The organism is Streptomyces sp. NPDC050703 (assembly GCF_040654435.1).
In the GTDB taxonomy this organism is placed as follows: domain Bacteria; phylum Actinomycetota; class Actinomycetes; order Streptomycetales; family Streptomycetaceae; genus Streptomyces.
In genome coordinates this window covers 14,263-38,959 of record NZ_JBFAHX010000038.1, presented here as the reverse complement: position 1 = coordinate 38,959, position 24,697 = coordinate 14,263, and the positions used below count along the sequence as shown (strand labels likewise).

Sequence of the window (24,697 nt, the reverse complement as noted above, 5' to 3'; positions counted from 1 at the left end):
TCCCTCCGCCGACAGGCGGAGAACGGACGCGGTGCCCGCCCGCTTCCCAACCGGGAGCGGACACCCTCAACGAATGATTAAGACTTAAGGGGTCAGACAAGTGGCAGCGGAGATCGTCAATCCTCGCAGCGACAGCAGTACGGATCACGAGGGCCCCGCGGGTGCTGCGGAACCCTTCGATCCGGCGTTTGCGCTGCACCGCGGCGGCAAGATGGCCGTGCAGGCCACGGTGCCGGTCCGCGACAAGGACGACCTGTCCCTCGCGTACACGCCCGGCGTCGCGAAAGTGTGCAGCGCCATCGCCGAGCGGCCGGAACTCGTCCACGACTACACGTGGAAGTCGAACGTGGTCGCCGTCGTGACCGACGGGACCGCCGTGCTCGGCCTCGGGGACATCGGGGCCGAGGCCTCCCTCCCCGTCATGGAGGGCAAGGCCATCCTCTTCAAGCAGTTCGGCGGCGTGGACGCGGTGCCGATCGCGCTCGCGACGACCGACGCCGACGAGATCGTCGAGACCGTGGTGCGGCTCGCCCCGTCCTTCGGCGGCGTGAACCTGGAGGACATCTCGGCGCCCCGGTGCTTCGAGATCGAGCGCAAGCTCCAGGAGCGGCTCGACATCCCGGTCTTCCACGACGACCAGCACGGCACGGCCGTGGTGACGCTGGCCGCGCTGCGCAACGCGGCGAAGCTGACCGGGCGCACGCTCGGCGACCTGCGCGCCGTGATCTCCGGCGCGGGCGCGGCCGGTGTCGCCATCGCCAAGTTCCTCCTGGCGGCGGGGCTCGGCGACGTGGCGGTCGCGGACCGCAAGGGCGTCGTGAGCCGGGACCGGGAGGACCTCACCCCGGTCAAGCGGGAGCTGGCCGAGCTGACGAACAAGGCCGGGCTGAGCGGCTCCCTGGAGTCCGCGCTCGCCGGGGCCGACGTGTTCATCGGCGTCTCGGGGGGCACCGTCCCCGAGGCGGCCGTCGCCTCCATGGCCCCCGACGCCTTCGTCTTCGCCATGGCCAACCCGAACCCGGAGGTCCACCCCGACGTTGCGCACAAGTACGCGGCCGTGGTGGCGACCGGCCGGTCGGACTACCCCAACCAGATCAACAACGTGCTCGCCTTCCCCGGCATCTTCGCCGGTGCCCTCCAGGTCCGCGCCTCGCGGATCACTGAGGGCATGAAGATCGCCGCCGCCGACGCCCTCGCGGCCGTCGTGGGTGACGAGCTGGCCGCGGAGTACGTGATCCCGTCGCCGTTCGACGAGCGGGTCGCCCCGGCCGTGACGGCGGCCGTCGCCGCCGCCGCCCGCGCGGAGGGCGTCGCCCGCCGCTGAGCGCACTCGTCGCGCCGCCCGCGCCCCCTGCCGTGTTCCTCGCGGCGGGGGGCGCGGCGCGTGTCACAGTCGTACGAGGTTCCGCCGCGGCCCGGCTGCGGCCTAGGGTCGGCGGCATGTTCGCTGCCTATGCCGCCCGAATCGACCGTGACCAGCCGCTCTCCGGCCTGGAGTTGGGGGAGCGTCCGGCCCCCGAAGCCCGCCCCGGCTGGTCGACCGTGAACGTCCGAGCCGCCTCCCTCAACCACCACGACCTCTGGTCGCTGCGCGGGGTCGGCCTCGGCGAGGAGAAGCTGCCGATGATCCTCGGCTGTGACGCCGCGGGGATCGACGAGGACGGCAACGAGGTCGTCCTGCACTCCGTCGTCGGCCAGTCCGGGCACGGGGTCGGCCCGCGCGAGAGCCGCTCCATCCTGACGGAGAAGTATCAGGGGACGTTCGCCGAGCGGGTCGCCGTCCCCACCTGGAACGTGCTGCCCAAGCCCAAGGAGCTCTCCTTCGCGGAGGCGGCCTGCCTGCCGACCGCGTGGCTCACCGCGTACCGCATGCTCTTCACCAACGCCGGCGTGCGGCCCGGCGACTCGGTCCTCGTGCAGGGCGCGGGCGGCGGTGTCGCCACGGCCGCGATCGTGCTCGGCAAGGCGGCCGGCCTGCGGGTCTTCGCCACGAGCCGCGACGAGGCCAAGCGGAAGCGGGCCCTTGAGCTGGGCGCGGTGGAGGCGGTCGAGTCGGGCGCGCGGCTGCCGGAGCGGGTGGACGCGGTGATCGAGACGGTCGGCGCGGCGACGTGGTCCCACTCGGTCAGGTCGCTGAAGCCCGGCGGCACGCTGGTCATCTCCGGGGCCACGAGCGGTGACCGGCCCTCGCACGCGGAACTCACCCGGATCTTCTTCCTGGAGCTGAAGGTCGTCGGCTCGACGATGGGCACCAAGGGCGAGCTGGAGGACCTTCTCGCGTTCTGCGCGGCCACGGGGGTGCGGCCCGTGATCGACGAGGTGCTGCCCCTCGACCGGGCCCGCGAGGGCTTCGAGCGCCTCGCCTCCGGTGACCTCTTCGGCAAGATCGTCCTGGAGGTCTGAGAGCCGCCCCGCGCCGCCCCCCTCGGAGGTCCTTCCTGTCCTCCCGCCGTTCCTTTCCACCCCTTGTTGTCAACTGTGGTTGACGGATGCCTGGCGTCAACGTAGGTTGACATCCATGAGCAGAGCAACGGATCTCGCCGAGCGCGCGGGCGATCGCGACCCCCGGGTAGGACTGCGGGCCGTGACCGCGCTGCGGAAGCTGGTGGAGCAGTTGGAGGCCGTGCAGGTGCGCAGTGCGCGCGGGCAGGGCTGGTCGTGGCAGGAGATCGCCGCGGAGCTCGGAGTGAGCAGGCAGGCCGTCCACAAGAAGTACGGGAGGCAGTGATGTTCGAGCGGTTCACCGAAGACGCGCGGGCCGTGGTGCTCGGCGCGGTGGAACAGGCGGAGCGGGCCGGGGCGGCGGCGGTCGACGACGGCCACATGCTCCTCGCCCTGCTGGCGCAGTCGGCCGAGGAGACCGGCAGCCGGGCCGCCTTCGCGCTGCGGGCACTGGGGGCCGTGGACCGGCGGGAGCCGATCGAAGCGGACCTCGCCGAGGCGCGGCGCAGGGGCGGGCTCTCCCAGGCCGACACCGAGGCACTGGCCGGGCTCGGCATCGACGTCGACGAGATCGTCTCCCGGGTCGAGGAAGCGCACGGGGCCGGAGTGCTGGCCGGCGGGGGCCGGGGCGGGAGCGGGGCCGGGGGTGCCCGGCGGGGCAGGGGGCTGCGCGCCTGGACCGGTCATCTGCCGTTCACGCGCGACGCCAAGGAGGTCCTGACGAAGTCCCTCCGCGTGGCCACGGCCCGCCGCGACCGCTCCATCGGCGCCCACCACCTCCTCCTCGCCCTCACGCTCCGCCCCGGGGTGACCTCCGAGACCCTGGCGGCCCACGGGGTCACCTACGGGGACCTGGAGCGGGTGCTGTTCGCCGGGGGCGGCGAGGGTTAGGCGGGACGGCTGAGGCCAGGCCCGGGCTGGGGGGGGCGGGGCTTTGCCCCCCGGGGCGGGAGCTTTGACGTCCGCCCACCCCTGGGCTTCGGCGCCCGCCCGCCTGGCGTTGGCGTCGTTCGCCCCCCGGGGGGCTTTGCGTCTGCCCTGGCTTCGGCGTCCGCGCCTCAGGGAGCTTCAGCCTCCGCCCACCCCGGCTTCGGCGCCCGATCAGCTTCGGGTGCCTACCCCGTTTCGCCCCCCGGCAGGTCACGCCCCGTCAGGGCCTCGGGGTGCGCAGGGTCGCTCCGATGTGGGCCGCCGCGGTGCTCAGGTGGCGGCGGGCGTCGCGGAACTGGTCGCTCGTCACGCCGTGGTCCCGGGCGGCGTCACGGATGTCGTCCCGGAAGCGGTCCAGGAGCCGGTCCAGGTCGCGGGCGGGGTCACCGGTCGGGTCCTCCTCGGCCCAGTCGGGGACATAGCCGGCCGGGACGTCGTCGGCGGCCGTGCTGAACGTCGCCTCGGCCTTGGGTCCTGCCCCGGCCGGTGCGGCGCTCCCGGTGTCCTCCGGCCCGGCCTGGCCCCGTGTCCCGTCGGCGTCCTTCGGCTCGGAGCCGCAGCCGGACGTGCGGGACCCCGGCCATACGCCGAACTCCTTGCCCAGGTCCATGCCGAACTGGCCGAACTCCTTGGCCAGCTTCGTCAGCCCCTCCTCGACGCCCGTCGGCCACTGCTCGCGGGGGTAGTGGCCCTCGACCTGCTCCCGGATGCGCCGCGCGATGCGCTGGACCTCCTCCTGGGCCAGGGTCCTCGCCCGGTCCTGCGCCTCCTTGGCCTCGCGGCGCGCCCGCTGGGCCTCGTCCCGGGCCCGGCGGCTCTCGTCCTTGGCCCGCCGCGCCTGCTCCTTCCACTCCTGCTTGGCGCGCTTGAACTCCTCCTTGGCCTGGCGCCAGCCCTCCTTGTCGCCCCAGGCGGCGTCGAGGAAGTCGGACGCGTCGGGGAAGCCGCCGGCCCCCGCCCCGCTCGCACTGCGCGCCTCCTTGGCGGCTGCCCGCATCTCGCGGCGCAGATCGCCCGCCACGCCCTGGACGCCGTCCCGGATCTCCGCGGCCAGCTCGGCGACCGACTCGCGGATCTCCAGCTCCAGGTCGGCCAGCTCACCGCTGCGCGCGGCCAGCTCGGCGCGGCCCGCGTCCGTGATGGCGTACACCTTCCTGCCGCCCTCGGTGGTGTGTCTGACCAGGCCCTCGGCCTCCAGCTTCGCCAGGCGGGGGTAGACGGTGCCGGCCGAGGGCGCGTACAGCCCGTGGAAGCGCTCCTCCAGGAGGCGGATCACCTCGTAACCATGGCGCGGGGCCTCGTCGAGCAGCTTGAGCAGGTACAGGCGCAGGCGGCCGTGGGCGAATACCGGAGGCATCTCAGAGCACCTTCTTGTCGGTCGGACCGTCGGTGGGGGCGTCGAACGGGCCGTCGGGCGGGCCGTCGGCGGGGTGGGCGGCCCCGTGGAGGTCTTCCTCCATGGGCGGCCTGCGCAGGAGCGCGACCGAGCCGGAGACCGTGGTCGCCTTGAGCCGGCCGCTGCCCGCCCCGAGGCGGCCCGTGACCCGCTTGGCGCCCCACTGGCCGCTCACCCGCAGATCCTCGAAGGCGTTCGACACCGCGCCCGAGGTGGTGTCCACCTCCACCTCCGCGTCCGCGGGGTGCGGCAGGCGGACCGCGATCTCACCCGTGACGTTCGTCAGGGCCACCTCGGGGGCGCACCCCGCCGGGGCGAGATCCACGATCATCGAGCCGCTCACCGAATCGGCCCGGACGGAGGACCCCGCGGCCTCGACCACGGTCAGATCACCCGAGACGGAGACGCACCGCAGGTCGCCGGTGAGGCCCTGGGTCTCGATGCTCCCCGAGACCGTCTCGGCGTGGACCGGGCCGGAGAGGCCCACCAGGGTCGTGCCGCCGGTGACGCCTCTGACCTCCGTGCGCCCCTCGATGCCGGAGACCATGGTGGCCGCGCCGACCGCGCCCACCTCGACGCGTGCCCCGGCCGGCACGGCCAGGGTGACCGCCGCGCTGCGGCGCCACCCCTGGAAGTCGAAGTGCTTGAGGAAGCCCTTCCACTGGAGGTCGTCATAGGCGACGGTGACCACGCCGTCCCGCTGGCTCACCCTCAGGGGAGGGCCCTCGATGTCGGACACCTCCAGACGGGCGGAGTCCTCGCCCGTGCCCACCACGTTCACCGTGCCGTTGATGACGCGCACGCGGAGGCTGGTCACGGGGGCGTCGAACGTGAGCCTCCGGGGCTCGGCGACGGACCACTCAGGCATGGAGCTGACCTCCTCGACGACGGTCGACCTCGACGCGCCATATCGCGTCTTCTGTCATTCACGATATATCGCGGCTCGCGGAAGTCAAGACACGCGAGGAGTGACGCCGGACGGGTCTAGCCGGATATGAGACGAACAGCCAGATATGTCCTAGCGTAGGAACATGTCGTCCGAAGCCTCCGCGCGCACCGGCACCGCCGGTGCGCTGCTGCTCTGCCGGGCCGCACCCGACGTGGCCGGGCCCGCCGCCCGGTTGCTCCGCGAGCGGATGCTGCTCGCGCCCGCGGGCCCCGGCTGGAGCGTGCTGATCCCCGAGGGCCGGCCGTGGCGGGACGGCGAGGAACCGGTCGACCGGGTGCTCACCGGCTGGGCCACGGCACTCGCCGTGGGATCGAACTGGCCCGTGCTCGCCCTGTGGTGGGACACCGACCGCTCCGGATACACCCTCGCCGCCGGTTTCCGGCGCACCGTCGGCTACGAATGGCTGACCAGCGGCACGCCGGTCGGCGAGGACGAGGCGATGCGGACGTTCGCCGCGCGGCTCGGCCTCGACCCCGTCCTGGACATGCAGTCACTCGAAGCTCTGACCAGGCCCGACGTCGGAGCCGACGCGCGCGCCAGGATGCGCGGGCTGCTCGCCGTCCTCACCCGCACGGGCCTCGAACTGCCGCAGGGCCTCGATCCCGGGGCCCCGGCCGACCGGCTGCGCGAGGCGGTGCGGACCCGCCAGGACGCGCACCCCGTCGAGTGGACCGGATGGCGGGACGCGGTGCGCGCGGAGTTCGACGTCGTCGAGAGCGGACCGCTCGGCCCCTGGATGCGCGGCCCCAGGGCGCGGAAGCTCGCCGCGGCGCAGGTGGCGGCGGCGTTCCCGCTCGCCGCATGGGCGGTGCGGCGGCGCAGCGGAGGCTGGGCCACGGCCGCCGGAGTCCTGCTGGCACAGGGCGCGCTCGGCCTCGTGTACGACAGGGTGCGCGCCGACGACAGGACACGCGCGCCGGACTAGGGACGCGGACACGCGCGGCCGACGGAGCCGGAGCCAGAGCCGGAGCCGGAGGCCCAGCGGCCCGCCGAGCCGCTGGACCGCCGGGTCGATGGGGCGATGGACCGCGGGACCGCGGGACTGCTGGGCCTACTCGTCCTCGTCCTCGTCGTCGAGACGCGCGAGCCACGTCGCCAGGCGCTCGACCGGGACCTCGAAGTCGGGGTTGAGGTCGACGAAGGTGCGGAGCTGCTCGGCCAGCCACTCGAAGGTGACCTCCTCCTCGCCGCGCCGCTTCTCCAGCTCCTCGATGCCACGGTCGGTGAAGTACAAGGCGATCTCCGTCGGGGGTGTGGTGGATGTGCCTCTCCAGATTATCCGCCGCCCCCGGCACGCCGAAGGGCCCGGCCCCCGGGTGACGAGCACCCGGGGGCCGGGCCCACTGGTACGGACCGTCGGGGCCTAGGCCTCGAAGACCTCGCTCAGGAGCTGCTCCTGCTCCTGCTCGTGACGCTTCTTCGAGCCGACCGCGGGGGACGAGCCGTGCGGCCGCGAGATGCGGCGCAGGCGCTCGCCGTGCGGAATGTCCGCGCCGACCGCCAGGTCCAGGTGGTCGATGAGGTTGAGGGCGATGAAGGGCCACGCGCCCTGGTTCGCCGGCTCCTCCTGCGCCCACAGGTACTTCTCGGCGTTCGGGAACTTGGAGATCTCCTCCTGGAGCTCCGCACCCGGCAGCGGGTACAGGCGCTCGATGCGGATGATCGCCGTGTCCGTGACACCGCGCTTCTGCCGCTCGGCCTCCAGCTCGTAGTAGAGCTTGCCGGCGCAGAAGACGACCTTGCGGACCGCGTTCGGGTCCACGGTGGCGTCGCCGATGACCGGGCGGAAGCCGCCCGACGTGAACTCCTCCGTCTTGGAGGCCGCGGCCTTGAGGCGCAGCATCCACTTCGGGGTGAAGACCACCAGCGGCTTGTGGTGCGGGTTGTGCACCTGCCACCGCAGGAGGTGGAAGTAGTTCGACGGCAGGGTCGGCATCGCGACCGTCATGTTGTTCTGCGCGCAGAGCTGGAGGAACCGCTCGGGACGGGCCGAGGAGTGGTCCGGGCCCTGGCCCTCGTAGCCGTGCGGGAGCAGGAGCGTGACGCCGGACGTCTGGCCCCACTTCTGCTCGGCGGAGGAGATGAACTCGTCGACGACGGTCTGCGCGCCGTTGACGAAGTCACCGAACTGGGCCTCCCACATCACGAGGGACTCGGGACGGGCCAGGGAGTAGCCGTACTCGAAGCCCATCGCCGCGTACTCCGAGAGGAGCGAGTCGTAGGCGTTGAAGCGCGCCTGGTCCTCGGAGAGGTAGAGCAGCGGGGTGTAGTCGTCGCCGGTCTCGCGGTCGATGAGGACCGCGTGGCGCTGGCCGAACGTGCCGCGGCGCGAGTCCTGCCCCGCGAGGCGCACCGGGGTGCCCTCCATGAGCAGCGAGCCGATGGCGAGGGTCTCGCCCATGCCCCAGTCGATCGTGCCGTCCTCGACCATGGCCGCACGGCGCTGGAGCTGCGGCAGCAGGCGCGGGTGCACGGTGACGCGGTCGGGGATGTTGACCTGGGACTCGGCGATGCGCTTGACGACCTCCTGGGAGATCGCGGTGTTCACCGTGACGGGGAACTCGGCCTCGGGACCGGGGACCTCCACCGGCGAGGGCTGCGAGGTGGCCTCGCGGACCTCGGTGAAGACCTTCTCCAGCTGGCCCTGGTAGTCCTGCAGGGCCTGCTCGGCCTCTTCCAGGGTGATGTCGCCGCGACCGATGAGGGACTCGGTGTAGAGCTTGCGCACCGAGCGCTTCTTGTCGATCAGGTCGTACATCAGCGGCTGGGTGAACGCCGGGTTGTCCGACTCGTTGTGACCGCGGCGGCGGTAGCAGATGAGGTCGATCACGACGTCCTTGTTGAACGCCTGACGGAACTCGAAGGCCAGGCGGGCCACGCGGACCACGGCCTCCGGGTCGTCGCCGTTCACGTGGAAGATCGGCGCCTCGATCATCCGCGCCACGTCCGTCGAGTACATCGACGAGCGGGACGACTCCGGGGCGGCGGTGAAGCCGACCTGGTTGTTGATGACGATGTGGACCGTGCCGCCCGTGCGGTAACCGCGCAGCTGCGACATGTTCAGGGTCTCGGCCACCACGCCCTGGCCCGCGAAGGCCGCGTCGCCGTGGAGGGCCACCGGCAGGACCGTGAAGTCCGTGCCGCCCTTGTTGATGATGTCCTGCTTGGCGCGGACGATGCCTTCGAGGACCGGGTCGACGGCCTCCAGGTGCGAGGGGTTGGCGGCCAGCGAGACCTTGATCTGCTCGCCGTCCAGGCCGGTGAAGGTGCCCTCGGCGCCCAGGTGGTACTTCACGTCGCCGGAGCCGTGCATCGACTTCGGGTCGAGGTTGCCCTCGAACTCGCGGAAGATCTGCGCGTACGACTTGCCGACGATGTTGGCGAGGACGTTCAGGCGGCCGCGGTGGGCCATGCCGATGACGACCTCGTCCAGGCGCGACTCGGCGGCGGAGTCGATGACCGCGTCGAGCAGCGGGATGACGGACTCGCCGCCCTCCAGGGAGAAGCGCTTCTGGCCGACGTACTTCGTCTGGAGGAACGTCTCGAAGGCCTCGGCGGCGTTCAGCCGGCGCAGGATGCGCAGCTGCTCCTCGCGCTCCGGCTTCGTGGCGTGCTGGCGCTCGATGCGGTCCTGGAGCCACTTGCGCTGCTTGGGGTCCTGGATGTGCATGAACTCGACGCCGGTGGTGCGGCAGTACGAGTCGCGCAGCACGCCGAGGACGTCGCGCAGCTTCATCATGGACTTGCCGGCGAAGCCGCCGACCGCGAACTCCCGCTCCAGGTCCCACAGGGTGAGGCCGTGCTCGGTGATGTCCAGGTCGGGGTGCTTGCGCTGCTTGTACTCCAGCGGGTCGGTGTCGGCCATGACGTGGCCGCGGACGCGGTAGGAGTGGATCAGCTCGAAGACGCGGGCGGCCTTCGTGACGTCGTCGTCGTGCGAGGCGTCGATGTCCTTGAGCCAGCGAACCGGCTCGTAGGGGATGCGCAGCGCCTTGAAGATCTCGTCGTAGAAGTCCTGCTCGCCGAGGAGGAGGTTCGCGACGATCCGCAGGAACTCACCGGAGGCGGCGCCCTGGATGACCCGGTGGTCGTAGGTCGACGTGAGCGTCATGACCTTCGAGATGCCGAGCTTGTTCAGGGTGTCCTGGGAGGTGCCCTGGAACTCCGCGGGGTAGTCCATGGAGCCGACGCCCATGATGACCGACTGGCCGGGCATCAGACGCGGCACGGAGTGGACGGTGCCGAGGCCGCCGGGGTTGGTCAGGGAGACCGTGACACCGGTGAAGTCGTCCATGCCGAGCTTGCCGTCGCGGGCGCGGCGGACGATGTCCTCGTAGGCCTGCCAGAACTCGAAGAAGTTCAGCGTCTCGGCCTTCTTGATGCCCGCGACGACGAGCTGGCGGTCGCCGTTGGGCTTCACCAGGTCGATGGCGAGGCCGAAGTTGATGTGCTCCGGCTTGACCAGGGTGGGCTTGCCGTCCTTCTCCACGAAGGAGTGGTTCATCGACGGCATGGCCTTGATGGCCTGCACCATCGCGTACCCGATGAGGTGCGTGAAGGAGATCTTCCCGCCGCGGGCGCGCTTGAGGTGGTTGTTGATGACGATGCGGTTGTCGAAGAGCAGCTTCACCGGGACCGCGCGGACCGACGTGGCCGTCGGGACCTCGATCGAGGCGTTCATGTTCTTCGCGACGGCGGCGCTCGGGCCGCGCAGCGTCACGTACTCGGGACCGGCGGGGGCCTCCTTGGCGGGGGCCTCCTTCGCGGGCTGCGCCTTGGCGGCGGGCTTGGCGGCGGCCGGCTTGGCCGCGGGTGCCGGAGCCGCCGCGGCGGGCTTCGCCGCGGGGGCGGGCGCGGGCGCGGCCTGGGCCTGCTGCGCGGCGGGAGCCTGCTGCGCGGCGGGCGCGGCAGGGGCGGCGGGAGCACTGGGGGCCGCGGCCCCCGCGGCCGCGTCACCCGCCGGCGTCGCCGGGGCGGCGGTCCCGGAGGCGCCCACCCCTGGCTTGTAGTCGGCAAAGAAGTCCCACCAGGCTCGGTCGACCGAATTCGGGTCCTGGAGGTACTGCTGATAGATCTCGTCGACGAGCCACTCGTTGGGACCGAAGGCGGCGGCAGGGTCCTTGCCCTGCCCGTCTTGGTCGGTCGAGATGCTCGAGTTACTGGGGGACTCTGGCGACACGGCGGTAACCGCCCTCTTCCGCTTCACAAGGTGATGGACAGCGGAAATAAAGGCTACGCCTCCATCGGCGCGAGGTGCAGGCCGGGCCGGTCATCCGTCGCGTAAGTCACACCGGAAAGATGGTTTCGGCGTCGCGAATGGCGGGAAACAAGCGAGGTTCCGCAACGCGAGATGGCCGCGCGGGTACGCCCGGAGGTCGTCTACGCGCGGCGGCGGCTTCCCGGGTACCCCGAAGGGACCCGACGAATCGCTTCCGCTTCGAACCCTACGTCAACTTCAGCTGTCGGGCAGGCCCGGAAGAGTGACCTGGATGCGGCAGCCGCGCGGAGATTCGGCCACCCCGATGTGCCCGCCGTGCAGGTCCACCGCCCAGCGCGCGATGGCGAGGCCGAGACCTGTGCCGCCGTCGTTGCCGGCGTTCTGCGGGGGGACGCCCCCGTGGCTGCCGCGGTTGAAGCGCTCGAAGACGCGGTGCCGCTCCGCCTCGGGGATGCCGGGGCCCTCGTCGAGGACTTCGAGATCCAGGGACTCGGGGTAGGGGCCGCGCCGGGCGCGGACCGTCACGCGGCCGTGCGGCGGGCTGTGCTTGACCGCGTTGTCGATGAGGTTCGCCACGACCTGGTGCAGGCGCTCCGCGTCCGCGTGGGCCGTCAGTTCCGGGGGTGAGACGTCCAGGTGCAGGTGGACGTCCGTCCGCGTATGGCTGCCGGACCCCGAGGCGATGCCCGCGCGCGCGGAGGCGACCATGTTGGCCTCCTTGAGCACGCCGGACAGGTACGGCCACACCTCGAAGCGGCGGGCCTTCAGCGGGACGACGCCGTTGTCGAGACGGGAGAGGTCCAGCAGGGTCTCGACGAGCCGCCCCAGGCGCTCGGTCTGCTTCAGGGCGGTGCGCATCGTCTCGGGGTCGGCGGCGGAGACGCCGTCGACGACGTTCTCCAGGACCGCGCGCAGGCCCGCGATGGGCGTGCGCAGCTCGTGGCTGACGTTGGCCACCAGCTCCTTGCGCTGGGTGTCCTGGGCCTCCAGGTCGTCCGCCATGGCGTTGATCGTGGTGGCCACGTCGCCCAGCTCGTCGCGCCGGTCGGCGCCGCGCACCCGGCGCGTGTAGTCGCCGTGGCTGACGGCGCGCGCCACGGCGTTCATCTCGTCCAGCGGCGCGGTGAGGCTGTGCGCGACGAACTGCGTGATCAGCAGCGTGGCGATCACCGAGAAGACGGTGATGAAGCGCAGCTCGGTCTCGGTCTTCATGGCCACGAGGAGCAGGCCCGTGGTGATGAACACCGAGACGACCACGAGGGCGCCCAGCTTGGTCTTGATGGAGAACGGCCGCATCTCTCCGAAGGGCCCGCTCACGGCGAGGCCGGCCTCACGGCGTGGGGGTCTCAAGGGCGTAGCCCACGCCGTGCACGGTCCGGATGCGCTCGGCCCCGATCTTGCGGCGCAGCGCCTTGATGTGGCTGTCGACCGTACGTGTGCCGGACGCGTCGGCCCAGTCCCAGACCTCGGCGAGGAGCTGCTCGCGGGAGAGGACCGCGCGGGGGGTGTTGGCCAGGCAGACGAGCAGGTCGAACTCCGTGGGCGTCAGGTGGACGTCCTCGCTGCGCACCCGCACACGCCGCTGGGCGTGGTCGATCTCCAGCTCGCCCAGGCGCAGGATGCCGCTGCGGGGCGTGGTGGCGGCGAGCGCGGCCCGCTCGACCCTGCGCAGCAGGACGTGCACGCGGGCCGCGAGCTCCCGCATGGAGAACGGCTTGGTCATGTAGTCGTCCGCGCCCACGCCCAGCCCGACCAGCATGTCCGTCTCGTCGTCGCGCGCGGTGAGCATGAGGACCGGGACGGGGCGCTGGGCCTGGACCCGGCGGCACACCTCCAGGCCGTCGAAGCCGGGCAGCATGATGTCGAGGATCAGCAGGTCAGGCTGCCATGCCTGGGCGGTGTCGACGGCCGAGGGGCCGTCCACCGCCGTTTGCACCACGAAACCCTCGGCGCGCAGCCGGGCCGCGATGGCGTCGACGATCGTCGGGTCGTCCTCGACCACCAGCACCCGGCGCTGGGCGCCCGGCGTCGCCGCCGTCGCGCCGTTCTGGGAGGTGTGTGTCTGCTCCATCGCCCGCCCCTTGACACTGATCGCTTGTGTTCGGTCAGCAGCGTACGGGGCGCGGAGGGGCCTCGGCTACGCAGCCCTGACGCCGAGATGCACCACGTCGGGGACGCCTCGGGCAACGGGGATCTCTTGGGTGGTTACCTGACGGAACCCGGCATTCCGTAGAGCTTCGTCGAAAGTGGACGAGGGTCTCGCGGACCATACGGCGAGCACTCCGCCGGGGGTGAGCCGGGCTTTGCAGGCGGCCAGACCGGCAGGGGAGTAAAGGGAGTTGTTGCCCTCCGTGACCGTCCAGTCGGGGCCGTTGTCGATGTCGAGGCAGAGCGCGTCGTACGTCTCGGCGGGCCCGCCGCCGGGCTCCGCGCCCTCGGAGACGTAGGTCACGAGGTCCGTGTGAAGAATTCGCGTACGCGAGTCCGCGAGCGCCGCGCGGGAGATCGCGGCGAGCGGTCCCTCGCGGTGCCAGTCGATGATGGCCGCCTCGCGCTCGACGACGGTGACGCGGCCCCAGCGGGGGTCGGCCGCGGCGTGGACCAGGGAGAACCCGACGCCGAGCCCGCCGATCAGGACGCTGGGCGCGGGCCTGTCGTCGAGGGCGTCGCGCGCCGCGTCGACGAGCAGCCGCTCGGAGCGGCCGTCGGAGGTGTCCATCAGGAAACAGCCGTTGGCGATGATCTGCAGCAGCTCACCGTGGCGCCGCAGCACGACCTCGCCGTACGGGCCCTCGCGCCGGTCGAGGACGACGGGGGCGGTGGTGTCGGTCAGCATGGCGCTCAGCGTAGGGAAGGCTCCCCGTGGGCACGAGGACAACGCGGAAGTCGCCTCTGGGGTTGCTGTGAATCGCGTCGCACGTGGCGTCGGTCATAGACAGCCGCGCGAAAAAGAGCCAAGGGTGGGACGGGACCGCCGGAAGGAGCCCCTGACCCGTGAACCAGAGCGTCGATCCCCCGGACGCCGCCCCCGCACGCGGAAAGCCGGAGCGAACCGCTCTGAACGCGATCCCGACCCAGCAGGGCTCCGGGACCGGAGGCCCGCGTGAGCAGGGCCCCGGGGCGGGGAGCCCGCGCGAGCGGGACTACGGGGCTGGAGACCCGCCCGAGCGGGGCTTCGGGACCGGAGGTCCGCGCGAGCAGGGCGACGGGGCCGCGAGCGCGTGTGAACCGGGTGACCGGGCCGGGGGTCCGAGCGAGCGGGATCACGAGACCGCGAGCCCGTGCGAGCAGAGCCACCGGGCCGGAGGTCCGCGTGAGCAGGGGCCCGGGGCCGGAGGTCCGCGTGAGCAGGGTCCCGGGGTCGGGAGTTTGTGCGGGCGGGGGCGGCGGGCCGTGAGGCCGGGCGTGAAGGTGTGGGCGCGGGCGTGGGCGTTGTCCGGGGGCGGTGTCGCGCGCCTCCGCGCCCGGCGCGCGCTCCGCGTCGGGAAGCTGCTGCCCGGCCCCCGGAGCACGCCCTTCACCTTCGGGTACGCGCTCGTCCTCGCCGTCACCTCGCTCGTCGCCCGGTACGCGGACCCGCAGCTCGTCTCCTCGCTGCTCCGCGGTTCCAGCACCGACGTCGCCCACCTGGTGCACGACCCCACCCTCGTCCTGGTCGCCAGCGCCCTGTGGATCGCGGGCGGGATCACCTCTCCGTACGCGATCGGCTTCCTGCTGGTCCTGACCGCGCTCGAACGCCGCATCGGCGGCCTGCGCACGGCCGGCGTCTTCCTGCTCGGCCACGTCGTCGCCACGCTCGCCACGGAGGTCCCGGTGGGGCTCTCGGTCCTCGCGGGGCACCTGCCCGACAGCTCGCTGCACCGCCTGGACTACGGGATCAGCTTCGGCGTGGCCGCCAGCGTCGGGGCGCTCGCGGGGCTGCTGCCGCGCTGGGCGGGACGGACCGCCCTCGCCGGCTTCGGCTGGGTCCTGGTGGACGACCTGATCGCCTTCGCGGACCCGATGACCAACTGGGGCCACCTGCTCGCCCTCGCCGTCGGTGTCGCCACCTGGCCCCTGCTGCGGCGCGCCCGCCGCTCACGTCACGCCGCCACCGCCTCGACGACCGAGGGGTACGCCGCCGTCGGCAGCACCCGCGTCAGCCTCAGCTCCGCCGCCGAGAGCAGCGCGGCGAACTCCTCCCGCGTGCGCTCCTGACCGTTGATCACTGCGGCCATGGCGAGGTCCATGGCCTTGCCGGGGTGCGGGGCGTCGCCCTCGGGGAGCACGGACTCGACGATGACGACGCGGGCGCCGGGAGCCATCGCCGCCCGGCAGTTGCGCAGGACGCGCAGGCAGCCGTCGTCGGGCCAGTCGTGCAGGACGTGCTTGAGGACGTAGACGTCGCCGCCCCCGGGCACCTCGGTGAAGAAGTCGCCCGACTCGGCGCTCCACCGGCCACGCACCGCTTCCTCGCCGCTCAGGACGTGCGTGCTGATCGCGGGTGTCTGGTCGAGGAGCACCCCGGTGAGGCCGGGGTGCCCGCGCAGGACCGCGAGGAGCAGGCCGCCGCGCCCGCCGCCGACGTCGACCACGCGCCCCTGTGCGGGGAACGGGTACGTCCCCGCGACCACCGCGTCGATACGCGCCGAGAGCGACGCCATCCCCGAGTCGAAGACCTCCCGCAGCTCCGGGTCCCCGGCCAGGTGGGCGAAGAACGGCTCGCCGAGGAGCCGCTCGAAGGACGGGCCCGCCTTGCGCACCGTGTCCTCAAGGGCAGCCGAGGTCCGCTGGAACGTCGGGTCGGTCAGCATCAGGACCGCCGCGTGCTGCGAGTCCGGCACGTCCGTGCGCAGCGCCTGACTGACCGGCGTCAGGTGGAAGGCGCCCGCCCGGTCCTCGTGGAAGACGCCGCGCGTGGCGAGGTAGCGCAGGACGCGCCGCAGGTGCCCGGCGTCGGTGCCGGTCGGCCCGGCCAGTTCGCGCGCGGTGCGCGGGCCGGCCGCGAGGAGGTCGGCCACCCGGCAGCGCGCGGCGGTGCGCAGGGCCGCGGAGAAGAGGTGGCCGAGCGCGTGCTCGACGAGCCGGCCGGTGACGTCCTGGGTCTCGGGTGTGTCCACGCGGGGCTCCTCCGTACGGGTCGGGCGTGCGGGCCGGGGGTCCACCGTCCCGGCGGAAGGCCGATTCGTACAGAGGTGTGGTGGTGCGGCCCGGCCGGATTCGGCTGATCGCTCAGAGCGAACACCGCTTGGGGAACATCGGGGCGCTCATAAGCATTGAGTCGGTACAGCTCAACTTGAATGCCGAAGGGGAGATCATGGCTACTGAGTCCACCTCGTACACACCGCTCACTCTGCCTGTGCTGCCGCTCGACGACGAGGTGGTCCTGCCCGGCATGGTGGTCCCGTTCGACCTGTCCGACGCCGACGTGCGCGCCGCTGTGGAGGCCGCGCAGGCCGCCGCGCGCTCCGAGGGCGACAGCAAGCCGAAGGTGCTGCTTGTTCCGCGCATCGACGGGACGTACGCCGCCACCGGCGTGCTCGGCACCGTCGAGCAGGTCGGGCGGCTCTCCGACGGCGACCCGGGCGCGCTGATCCGCGGCCGGAGCCGCGTGCGCATCGGCGCCGGGACGACCGGCCCCGGCGCCGCCCTGTGGGTCGAGGGCCAGAAGGTCGACGACTCCGTGCCGGAGCCGCTGCCCGGCGCCGTCACCGAGCTGGTCAAGGAGCACAAGGCGCTGGCCACGAGCTGGCTGAAGAAGCGCGGCGCCTGGCAGGTCGTCGACCGCGTCACGCAGATCGACGACGTCTCCGCCCTCGCCGACAACTCCGGCTACTCGCCGTTCCTCACCACCCAGCAGAAGATCAGGCTCCTGGAGACCGAGGACGCGGTCGCCCGTCTCAGGCTCGCCACCGAGCAGCTGCGCGAGCACCTCGCCGAACAGGACGTCGCCGAGTCCATCGCCAAGGACGTCCAGGAGGGCGTGGACAAGCAGCAGCGCGAGTTCCTGCTGCGGCGCCAGCTGGACGCCGTACGCAAGGAGCTGCGCGAGCTCAACGGCGACGGCAAGGACGCGGCCGAGGAGTCCGACGACTACCGCGCCCGCGTCGAGGCCGCCGACCTGCCGGAGAAGGTCCGCGAGGCCGCCCTCAAGGAGGTCGACAAGCTGGAGCGCGCGAGCGACCAGTCACCCGAGGGCTCCTGGATCAGGACGTGGCTCGACACCGTCCTCGAACTGCCGTGGAACGAGCGCACCGAGGACCAGTACGACATCAGGGGCGCCCGGGAGGTCCTCGACGCCGAGCACGCCGGGCTCCAGGACGTGAAGGAGCGCATCACCGAGTACCTCGCGGTGCGCAAGCGCCGCTCCGACCGCGGCCTCGGGGTCGTCGGGGGCCGCCGCGGCGGTGCCGTGCTTGCCCTCGTGGGCCCGCCCGGCGTCGGCAAGACCTCGCTCGGCGAGTCCGTCGCACACGCCATGGGCCGCAAGTTCGTGCGGGTCGCGCTCGGCGGCGTACGCGACGAGGCGGAGATCCGCGGCCACCGCCGTACGTACGTGGGGGCGCTGCCCGGACGCATCGTGCGGGCCGTCAAGGAGGCCGGTTCCATGAACCCGGTCGTGCTCCTCGACGAGATCGACAAGGTGGGCTCGGACTTCCGGGGCGACCCGGCCGCCGCCCTCCTCGAAGTGCTCGACCCGGCCCAGAACCACACCTTCAGGGACCACTACCTGGAGGTCGAGCTGGACCTGAGCGACGTCGTCTTCCTCGCCACGGCCAACGTCCTCGAAGCCATCCCCGAGGCGCTGCTCGACCGCATGGAGCTGGTCAGGCTCGACGGCTACACCGAGGACGAGAAGGTCGTCATCGCCCGCGACCACCTGCTCCCGCGCCAGCTGGAGCGGGCGGGCCTCGACAAGGACGAGGTGGTCCTCGACGAGAGCGCGTTGCGCAAGCTCGCCGGCGAGTACACGCGCGAGGCGGGCGTGCGCAACCTGGAGCGCTCCGTGGCACGGCTGCTCCGCAAGGTCGCGGCCCAGCACGAACTGGGGGAGCGGGAGCTGCCCTTCACCGTCACGGACGCCGACCTGCGCGGCCTGATCGGGCGCCCGCACCACGTGCCCGAGTCCGCCCAGGACCCGGCCGAGCGCCGCACCGCCGTGCCGGGCGTGGCGACCGGGCTCGCCGTCACCGGCGCGGGCGGCGACGTCCTCTACGTGGAGGCCTCGCTCGCCGACCCGGAGACCGGCGCGTCGGGGCTCACCCTCACGGGGCAGCTCGGTGACGTGATGAAGGAGTCGGCGCGGATCGCGCTGAGCTTCCTGCGCTCGCACGGTGCCGAGCTGGAGCTGCCCGTGGGCGACCTGAAGGACCGGGGCGTGCACATCCACTTCCCGGCGGGCGCGGTCCCCAAGGACGGGCCGAGCGCGGGCATCACGATGACGACGGCCCTCGCCTCGCTGCTCAGCGGCCGCCAGGTCCGTCCGGACGTGGCGATGACCGGTGAGCTCTCGCTGACCGGCCGGGTGCTGCCGATCGGCGGCGTCAAGCAGAAGCTGCTCGCCGCGCAGCGCGCCGGGATCACCACGGTGATCATCCCGAAGCGGAACGAGGCGGACCTGGACGACGTGCCCGCCGAGATCCTCGAAAAGCTCGACGTGCACGCGGTCACCGATGTGCGCCAGGTGCTCGAACTGGCGCTCACGGAGGCCGAGGTCAAGGTCGCCGTGGCGGCCTGAGGCACTGGCGCGGTGGTGGCCGGCCCCCGGACCCCCGGGGACCGGCCACCGCCGCGTGCTCAGCCGTTGGCGAGCGCCCTGACCCGGTCGAGGGCGCCGTTGAACTTGTTGTGGTCGCCGACCGTCGGCCCCGACGAGGTGTACTGCCACATGGTGTGGAAGCCCCAGCCGGCCGGCAGCTCACCCGGGCTGGTGTTGTAGCGGGCGATCCACAGCGGGTTGCTCGCGCCGAAGCCGCTGTAGTTGCCGGTGCACTGCTTCCACCAGCTCGTCGCGGTGTAGATCACCGCGTCGCGCCCGGTGCGCGCCTTGTACGTGGTGAGGAAGTCGCGTATCCAGCTCACCATGGCGGACTGCGACTTGCCGAAGCAGGCCGCCCCGTACGGGTTCCACTCGATGTCGAGGGCGCCCGGCAGCGTCCTCCCGTCCCGCGACCAGCCCCCGCCGTTGCTCGCGAAGTAGTTGGCCTGGGCGGCGCCGCTGGAGGTGTCGGGCGTGGCGAAGTGGTAGGCGCCGCGGATCATGCCCACGTTGTACGAGCCGTTGTACTGCTGGGCGAAGTAGGGGTTCTCGTACGAGGTGCTCTCGGTGGCCTTGACGTAGGCCCACTTCACGCCGCTGTTCCACAGGGTCTGCCAGGCGACGTTGCCCTGGTGGCTGCTCACGTCGACGCCCTCGGTCTGGGTGGCGTCGCCGCCCGAGGGACGGCCGCCCTGGCCGTCGTGCTCGATGACGCCCTGGCCGAGGCGGGCGGAGCCGCGCGGCGGGACGTCGTCCGCCCGGGCCGCCGTGGGGAGCGTCAGGAGGAGGGAGAGTGCGGAGAGTGCTGCGAGGAGTACCCCCGCCGGCGACAAGCGCGAGCGGCGGGCCGATCCGGGTCTGTGCACGGGCATGTGCGTGCCTCCGATGGCCTCGGTGGTGCTCGGTGGGGACCTGCCGACATGCCACGGGCTCTCGCCTGGTGTGAACATGTCACTTGAAAGCTACGCACGTAGACCGTCGCCAGGGAAGAGGGTCAAGCCGCTGCCGTTGGTCCACTCCTGTGACGGCGGCACCGGAGCCGCACGGTTCCGACCTTGCGAAATACTGGTCAGGCCGCTGCCGCCACGGCCGCGGCGGGGAAGCCTTCCGGCGGAAACTTTCAGAATCGGGAAAGCGGGACATGGGTGCTGCAGAAGAGGACGTGACGGGCGGGGACCGCGCGTCCGCCGAACCGGGGGCGGACCGCGAGTTCCTCTCCCTGGAGCGGGAGTTGACGCTCCTGATGCGCCGGGCACGGGCCTCGTCCGGCGAGATGGCGCGCCAGGTCCACCCCGACCTGGAGCCCGCCGCGTACGGCCTGCTGGTCTGTCTCGACGACGGAGGACCGCAGCGGGCCACCGACCTGGCCGCGTTCATCGGCGTCGGCAAGGCCACCATGAGCCGCCAGCTCAGGGCCCTGGAGGAGCTGGGCCTCGTCTCCCGCGAGCCCGACCCGGCGGACGGCCGCGCCTGGCTGATCCGGCTCACCCCCGACGGCCGCACCCGCTTCCGCACGGTGCGCGCCGCCCGCCGCGCCCAGTACGTGCGCCGCCTCCAGGACTGGGACCGCGCCGAGGTCGCCGAGCTCGCCCGGCTGCTCGGCCAGCTCAACAGCAGCGCCGAGGGCTGAGGGCCGGTGTCATCACCCCGGCCGGGCGGGGCGGGCGGCGGCCCGCGCGCTCAGAGTTCCGCGTAGACGACCGCGGCGTCGTCGTGGCGCTTGCCGCGCGGGAAGGCGAGGCGGTCGGGGTCGGCGCGCTCCAGCTCCCTGACCCGCTCGACCAGGCGCCGCGGGCCCTCCTTGCGGACGAGCGCCAGGCAGTCGGCCCAGTCGCCCGCACGGAACGTCTCCACCCACCGCGAGGCCCCGTCGGTCAGCGCGGCCACCGCCGCGACCTCCGCCCGCGGCGTCTCGCCGGTGACCGCGCGCAGGGCCGCCGAGGGGTCGGCCGCGGCGGTGTGGAAGCCGCCGTCGGCGTTGCGCAGGGCCTCGACGGCCGCCCCGTACACGCGGCCCGCCGCCTCGCGCTCGGCCGAGCCGCGCGGCAGGGCACGCACCTCGTCGCGCAGCGCCCGGACCGCGGGCGGCAGTTCGGCGAGGCGGCGGTCGAGGACGGCGGTCACCGCGCCGTCGGCGCCGGCGAGCAGGAGCGCCGAGTCGGAGAGGACCAGATGCTCGACGCGCTCGGCGTCCCACCGCACGAGCACCACCGTGGCCTGAGGGGTCCGTGGGTGAGAAAGGTCACAGGTTGAACCATGCGCTTCGGCGGTACGCGTGATGGCTCCGGCCACCACCTCAGGGAGCGTCAGATCTCGTCGCGAAACGGACAGTTCACCCAGCGCGCCACCCAGCCGCGCGGTGAACCAGGGAACGGAATGCGCACAGCCCACCGGCCCCTCGGGCGGCGTCACGCCGTCCAGGAGGACGAGCGATCCGCCCTGCCCGGACGCGGGAAGCGCTACCGACGCGTAGTCCTCGTTGGGGCGTGCGGGGGCTCCGGGCTCGGTGGCGAGTTCGATGCGCATCCGGCCAGTCTGCACGAGGTCTTCACCACGCCGTCCGGTGGCGGGGCGGGCGCGCGTATGGGCCCGTACCAGCAGGTCACACGCCGGAATTGGGCCGGAATGATCAACTCCGCCGAGGTGTGGCGGCGAATACTGCCAAAGCCGCCCGGCGACGTCCAACCGGCGCCCCGCGAGGGCCCCGTGGCGGCCCCGCGAGGACTTGCCCGCCAACTCCTCGCCGATGTTCACTCCTTCGGGTGGCCAGGCAGACGATGCGCGTCCGCCACCCAAGGGCACTGGAATGGTCTGGAGCCGTACCTGGGGCGCGCTCGTGTCGACACACCGTCACCCGGGCCCAGGTCAGCCGAGAACAGGAATGCGAGCACCGGTGCAGAAGATGCGGCCTCGGCGCAAAGGCAGGCAGACGGCCCCGGAAGGGACCACGCCGGACGCGACCGACCCGACCGGGCATGCGCCGGAGCGCACCGCCACGGACCCCGTGACGGAGGCTGACGAGGTGTCGCGGCCTCCCGCCGCCGAGCCCGCGCCCAAGGCGCCCGCCGGGGGCACGTCCGCGGCGGCCGACGTCACCAGGCGGCCCACCGCCCGGGTGCGCAACCGGCTGGTCGTCGCGGTGGCGGTCGTGGCCGCCGCGATCGCGGGAGCGGGCGCGCCCGCCGTCATCGCCGCCTCCGACCGGCTGAACGACACGCAGGGCCTGGTGACCCTCGCCGAGCGGACGCAGCAGGCGGTCTCCCTCGGCCACTCCCTCGCCGACGAGCGCGACGAGGTCACGTCCTTCATCGCCGCGGGCCGCCCCGAGGGCAAGGGCCTCTCCGAGAGCCGCAGCGCCCGCGTGGACCGGCAGATCGACGAGCTGCGGGGAGCCGACGCCCCCGCGGGGCTCCGCGACGACCTCGCCGACGTCGCCGCCGTCCGCAGGGCCGCGCTCACCGGCAAGAGCAGCGCCCTCGACGCCCACGAGGCGTACACGAAGGTCATCATCGAACTGCACGGCCTCACCCGCGACCTGGCCGAGCGGCTGCCTCCCGAGGCCAACAGGGGCGCTCTCGCCCTCGTCGACCTCGACCACGCCGTCGAGCAGGCCGCCGCCACCCGGGGCCTGCTCCTGGCCGCCCTCGCCGTGCCGCGCCCGGACTCCACGACGCCCCCCGTCGACCCCGTCACGGGACTGCCGGGCACCGCCACCGAGGAGTCGCCGGAGGCCGCCGAGGAGCGCGACGAGCTCACCGCCGCCGCCCAGCGTTCCCACACCCGGGAACAGGCGGCCCTCGCCGACTTCTCGGACACCGCCGACGACCCCGCGCGCTCCACGTACGAGTCCACCGTCACGGGCTCCGACGTCGACGCCGCGGAGAAGTACCTCAAGCGCCTCACCGACCGGCCCGAGCTGTCCGACGCCGAGCTGCGCTACGACCCCAAGAAGCTCGACGCGGCCCTCTCCGCCCGCATCGAGCTGATGCGCGGCACCGAGTCCGCCCTCGGCGTCGAGCGCACCAAGGACCTCGCGGCCCTCCGCGACGACGACGTCACCGCCCTGGAGATCCGGGTCGCGCTCATCGGCGTGTGCCTGCTCGCCGCCGTCGGCGTCTCCATGGCCATGGCCCGCTCGCTGACCAGGCCGCTCGCCGTCCTGCGCCTCGGCTCGGCCCGCCTCGCCACCGAGCCGGCGCCACAGGAGCCGATTCGTTTCACCGGCCGCGACGACGAGTTCGCCCAGGTCGTACGCTCCGTCAACGCCCTGCACGGCCACGCGGCCGCGCTCACCGAGCGGCTGACCACGCTCGAAGCGGACCGCAAGCACCTCATCGGCAAGCGCCGGGCCATGGCCGACGAGCGCGAGGCGCTGCGCGCCGAACTCGCCGAGGCCTCCGCGCACCTGGAGCGCGTGCGCCGGTCCATCCACGGCACGTTCGTGAACCTGGCCCTGCGCACCCTGGGCCTGGTCGAGCGCCAGCTCGCCGTCATCGAGGACCTGGAGGACCGCGAGCAGGACCCGGAGCGCCTCGCGACGCTCTTCAAGCTCGACCACTTCGCCACGGTCATGCGCCGCCACAGCGAGAACCTGCTGGTCCTCGCGGGCGCCGAGCACGGCCACCAGCACCCCGGCGCGGTCCCGCTGGTCGACGTGGTGCGCGCCGCCGTCTCCGAGATCGAGCGGTACGAACGCGTCCGCATCGCCACGCTGCCGCCGCACGCCCACATCGCGGGCTTCGCGGCGGACGACATCAGCCACCTCACCGCCGAACTCCTGGAGAACGCGACCTCGTTCTCGCCGCCGGACGCGGCCGTCGAGGTCTCCGGCTGGCTCCTGGAGAACGGCGAGGTCATGCTCTCCGTGCAGGACGAGGGCATCGGCGTCACCGAGGACCGCCTGCGCGAGCTGAACGCCCGCCTGACGGACTTCGACCCGGACGACGCCCACGACCAGGAGAGCGGCGACGGCCTCGGGCTCGGCCTCTACGTCGTGGCGCGGCTCGCCGCGCGGCACGGGGTCCGGGTGCGGCTGCGGGAGCAGAAGCAGGGCGGCACGGCGGCGGTCGTGGTGCTGCCGAAGTCGATCCTCGCCGCTCCGCCGGACCTGGCGGGCGCTTCCGGCCCGGCGGCCGGTCCCGGCGCGGCCGGGGAGAGCGTCGTCCATCTGCCGGGGTCGGAGGCGGAGGCCAACTCCAACGTCATCCCCGGCCGGCTCGCGGCCGTCGCGGAGGACGGCGCCGACCCGCTGATCGCGGCGGCCGAGCGGACCCTGGAGACGGCACTCCCGACACCTTCGACCGCCGCGCCGGAGCCGAAGCCGGAGCCCGAGCCCGAGCCGGAGTCGGAGCCGCGCGCCGACGCGGACGGGCCCGACACGGAGGGGCCCGCAGCGGACGGGCCCGCAGCGGACGGGCCCGCAGCGGACGGGCCCGCAGCGGACGGGCCCGCAGCGGACGGGCCCGCAGCGGACGGGCCCGATGCCGACGGGCCCGATGCCGACGGGCCGGAGACCGCCTCCGAGGCGGCGGAGCCCGAAGCCGCGCCCGCGCCCGGGCCCCGCCGGGCGCCCGCCCCCGAGTCCTCGCCCGAGACGACCATGGAGCTCGTGCCGCCCCGCGCCCCGGAGGCGGACCCGCGGCCCGGGCCCGCCCCCGAACACGCACCCGAGGCCGAACCCGAGCCCCGAGCGGCCCCCCGGCCGCCCAAGTGGGAGCGCGTCACCGACAAGGGCCTGCCCAAGCGCACGCCCAAGATCACCGCGCCCCCGGCCACCGCCGTGCCGAAGCCGCGCGGCGGCTCCGTGGACGCGGCGGCGCTCCGCCGCCGCCTCGGCGGCTTCCACCAGGGCGCGAAGAGCGGCCGCAGGGACGTGGAGGCCGAGATCGCGGGGGAAGAGCCGACCGAGACGCCGGCCGCGTCCGACCGAACGCGGCACGACGAACCGACGCAAGGTAACGAAAAGAACGCAAAAGCCGCAGACGTAATGGGGGACTCAGTCGAGGAGGCAAGCAGTTGACTGCG

19 protein-coding genes are annotated in these 24,697 nt (G+C 73.0%); 9 read left to right on the top strand and 10 right to left on the bottom strand.

Going from position 1 to position 24,697, the window contains the following annotated elements; genetic code table 11:
• The first annotated feature begins 100 nt into the window (after window positions 1–100).
• The 4 genes from AB0I16_RS28145 (at window position 101) to AB0I16_RS28130 (ending at window position 3,333) form a co-directional block, all read left to right on the top strand.
• Window positions 101–1,324, top strand: a complete 1,224-nt coding sequence (locus AB0I16_RS28145; RefSeq protein WP_363252403.1) for an NADP-dependent malic enzyme — start codon at window positions 101–103, stop codon at window positions 1,322–1,324.
• Between the two features lie 116 nt (window positions 1,325–1,440).
• Window positions 1,441–2,403, top strand: a complete 963-nt coding sequence (locus AB0I16_RS28140; RefSeq protein WP_363252402.1) for a zinc-binding dehydrogenase — start codon at window positions 1,441–1,443, stop codon at window positions 2,401–2,403.
• Between the two features lie 115 nt (window positions 2,404–2,518).
• Window positions 2,519–2,728, top strand: coding sequence for an HTH domain-containing protein (locus AB0I16_RS28135; protein ID WP_062782117.1), 210 nt, complete (start codon window positions 2,519–2,521; stop codon window positions 2,726–2,728).
• Window positions 2,728–3,333, top strand: coding sequence for a Clp protease N-terminal domain-containing protein (locus tag AB0I16_RS28130; protein ID WP_363252401.1), 606 nt, complete (start codon window positions 2,728–2,730; stop codon window positions 3,331–3,333). The genes AB0I16_RS28135 and AB0I16_RS28130 overlap by 1 nt, the downstream gene beginning before the upstream one ends.
• A 259-nt stretch (window positions 3,334–3,592) precedes the next feature.
• Here the strand turns inward: AB0I16_RS28130 and AB0I16_RS28125 are convergent, their stop codons facing one another.
• Entirely contained in the window at window positions 3,593–4,729 is a 1,137-nt protein-coding gene (locus tag AB0I16_RS28125; protein ID WP_363252400.1) for a helix-turn-helix transcriptional regulator, read from the bottom strand.
• Window position 4,730: 1 nt separating this feature from the next.
• Window positions 4,731–5,636, bottom strand: a complete 906-nt coding sequence (locus AB0I16_RS28120; RefSeq protein ID WP_363252399.1) for a hypothetical protein — start codon at window positions 5,634–5,636, stop codon at window positions 4,731–4,733.
• A 163-nt stretch (window positions 5,637–5,799) separates the two neighbouring features.
• On the opposite strand from AB0I16_RS28120, the gene AB0I16_RS28115 reads away from it, so the two are divergent.
• A complete protein-coding gene (locus tag AB0I16_RS28115) occupies window positions 5,800–6,642 on the top strand; it encodes a hypothetical protein (RefSeq protein WP_363252398.1) in 843 nt (280 codons plus the stop codon).
• Window positions 6,643–6,768: 126 nt separating this feature from the next.
• On the opposite strand, the gene AB0I16_RS28110 is transcribed toward AB0I16_RS28115, so the two are convergent.
• The 5 genes from AB0I16_RS28110 to AB0I16_RS28090 all read right to left on the bottom strand — a co-directional run bounded on the left by AB0I16_RS28110 (window position 6,769) and on the right by AB0I16_RS28090 (window position 13,771).
• The gene (locus AB0I16_RS28110) at window positions 6,769–6,951 is read right to left on the bottom strand and encodes a DUF6104 family protein (RefSeq protein ID WP_003961784.1); all 183 of its coding nucleotides are present in this window, start codon (window positions 6,949–6,951) and stop codon (window positions 6,769–6,771) included.
• 129 nt (window positions 6,952–7,080) lie between these two features.
• A complete protein-coding gene (locus AB0I16_RS28105) occupies window positions 7,081–10,896 on the bottom strand; it encodes a multifunctional oxoglutarate decarboxylase/oxoglutarate dehydrogenase thiamine pyrophosphate-binding subunit/dihydrolipoyllysine-residue succinyltransferase subunit (protein ID WP_363252397.1) in 3,816 nt (1,271 codons plus the stop codon).
• A 276-nt stretch (window positions 10,897–11,172) separates the two neighbouring features.
• Window positions 11,173–12,231, bottom strand: coding sequence for a HAMP domain-containing sensor histidine kinase (locus AB0I16_RS28100; RefSeq protein ID WP_363252429.1), 1,059 nt, complete (start codon window positions 12,229–12,231; stop codon window positions 11,173–11,175).
• Between the two features lie 34 nt (window positions 12,232–12,265).
• Window positions 12,266–13,006 carry a response regulator transcription factor gene (locus AB0I16_RS28095; protein WP_062782102.1) on the bottom strand — a complete coding sequence of 247 codons (741 nt, stop codon included), beginning with the start codon at window positions 13,004–13,006 and terminating at the stop codon, window positions 12,266–12,268.
• 66 nt (window positions 13,007–13,072) lie between these two features.
• Window positions 13,073–13,771 carry a spermidine synthase gene (locus AB0I16_RS28090; protein WP_363252396.1) on the bottom strand — a complete coding sequence of 233 codons (699 nt, stop codon included), beginning with the start codon at window positions 13,769–13,771 and terminating at the stop codon, window positions 13,073–13,075.
• Between the two features lie 596 nt (window positions 13,772–14,367).
• Between AB0I16_RS28090 and AB0I16_RS28085 the strand changes: the two genes are divergently transcribed.
• Complete coding sequence (locus AB0I16_RS28085; RefSeq protein ID WP_363252428.1) at window positions 14,368–15,132, top strand: rhomboid-like protein; 765 nt, start codon at window positions 14,368–14,370, stop codon at window positions 15,130–15,132.
• Here the strand turns inward: AB0I16_RS28085 and AB0I16_RS28080 are convergent.
• Entirely contained in the window at window positions 15,018–16,034 is a 1,017-nt protein-coding gene (locus AB0I16_RS28080) for a methyltransferase (protein WP_363252395.1), read from the bottom strand. The genes AB0I16_RS28085 and AB0I16_RS28080 overlap by 115 nt on opposite strands.
• A gap of 197 nt (window positions 16,035–16,231) precedes the next feature.
• On the opposite strand from AB0I16_RS28080, the gene lon reads away from it, so the two are divergent.
• On the top strand, window positions 16,232–18,652 hold the full coding sequence (gene lon, locus AB0I16_RS28075; protein WP_363252394.1) for an endopeptidase La: 2,421 nt from the start codon (window positions 16,232–16,234) through the stop codon (window positions 18,650–18,652).
• A gap of 59 nt (window positions 18,653–18,711) precedes the next feature.
• On the opposite strand, the gene AB0I16_RS28070 is transcribed toward lon, so the two are convergent.
• Window positions 18,712–19,545, bottom strand: coding sequence for a lysozyme (locus tag AB0I16_RS28070; RefSeq protein ID WP_363252393.1), 834 nt, complete (start codon window positions 19,543–19,545; stop codon window positions 18,712–18,714).
• A 269-nt stretch (window positions 19,546–19,814) separates the two neighbouring features.
• Between AB0I16_RS28070 and AB0I16_RS28065 the strand changes: the two genes are divergently transcribed.
• Window positions 19,815–20,303: a MarR family transcriptional regulator gene (locus tag AB0I16_RS28065; RefSeq protein WP_363252392.1), complete on the top strand. Its 489-nt coding sequence runs from the start codon at window positions 19,815–19,817 to the stop codon at window positions 20,301–20,303.
• 50 nt (window positions 20,304–20,353) lie between these two features.
• Here AB0I16_RS28065 and AB0I16_RS28060 read toward each other — a convergent pair whose 3' ends face one another.
• Window positions 20,354–21,199, bottom strand: a complete 846-nt coding sequence (locus AB0I16_RS28060; RefSeq protein ID WP_363252391.1) for a hypothetical protein — start codon at window positions 21,197–21,199, stop codon at window positions 20,354–20,356.
• Window positions 21,200–21,554: 355 nt separating this feature from the next.
• On the opposite strand from AB0I16_RS28060, the gene AB0I16_RS28055 reads away from it, so the two are divergent.
• Window positions 21,555–24,692: a nitrate- and nitrite sensing domain-containing protein gene (locus AB0I16_RS28055; protein ID WP_363252390.1), complete on the top strand. Its 3,138-nt coding sequence runs from the start codon at window positions 21,555–21,557 to the stop codon at window positions 24,690–24,692.
• The last annotated feature ends 5 nt before the right edge of the window (window positions 24,693–24,697 follow it).

Bases quoted from the DNA above. Each gene is read 5' to 3' on its own strand.
- AB0I16_RS28135 (WP_062782117.1), top strand. From the start codon at position 2,519: ATGAGCAGAGCAACGGATCTCGCCGAGCGCGCGGGCGATCGCGACCCC.
- AB0I16_RS28070 (WP_363252393.1), bottom strand. From the start codon at position 19,545: ATGCCCGTGCACAGACCCGGATCGGCCCGCCGCTCGCGCTTGTCGCCG.
- AB0I16_RS28090 (WP_363252396.1), bottom strand. From the start codon at position 13,771: ATGCTGACCGACACCACCGCCCCCGTCGTCCTCGACCGGCGCGAGGGC.
- AB0I16_RS28120 (WP_363252399.1), bottom strand. From the start codon at position 5,636: ATGCCTGAGTGGTCCGTCGCCGAGCCCCGGAGGCTCACGTTCGACGCC.
- AB0I16_RS28115 (WP_363252398.1), top strand. From the start codon at position 5,800: ATGTCGTCCGAAGCCTCCGCGCGCACCGGCACCGCCGGTGCGCTGCTG.
- AB0I16_RS28055 (WP_363252390.1), top strand. From the start codon at position 21,555: ATGCGAGCACCGGTGCAGAAGATGCGGCCTCGGCGCAAAGGCAGGCAG.
- AB0I16_RS28100 (WP_363252429.1), bottom strand. From the start codon at position 12,231: ATGCGGCCGTTCTCCATCAAGACCAAGCTGGGCGCCCTCGTGGTCGTC.
- lon (WP_363252394.1), top strand. From the start codon at position 16,232: ATGGCTACTGAGTCCACCTCGTACACACCGCTCACTCTGCCTGTGCTG.
- AB0I16_RS28065 (WP_363252392.1), top strand. From the start codon at position 19,815: ATGGGTGCTGCAGAAGAGGACGTGACGGGCGGGGACCGCGCGTCCGCC.
- AB0I16_RS28095 (WP_062782102.1), bottom strand. From the start codon at position 13,006: ATGGAGCAGACACACACCTCCCAGAACGGCGCGACGGCGGCGACGCCG.
- AB0I16_RS28140 (WP_363252402.1), top strand. From the start codon at position 1,441: ATGTTCGCTGCCTATGCCGCCCGAATCGACCGTGACCAGCCGCTCTCC.
- AB0I16_RS28130 (WP_363252401.1), top strand. From the start codon at position 2,728: ATGTTCGAGCGGTTCACCGAAGACGCGCGGGCCGTGGTGCTCGGCGCG.
- AB0I16_RS28060 (WP_363252391.1), bottom strand. From the start codon at position 21,199: ATGCGCATCGAACTCGCCACCGAGCCCGGAGCCCCCGCACGCCCCAAC.
- AB0I16_RS28125 (WP_363252400.1), bottom strand. From the start codon at position 4,729: ATGCCTCCGGTATTCGCCCACGGCCGCCTGCGCCTGTACCTGCTCAAG.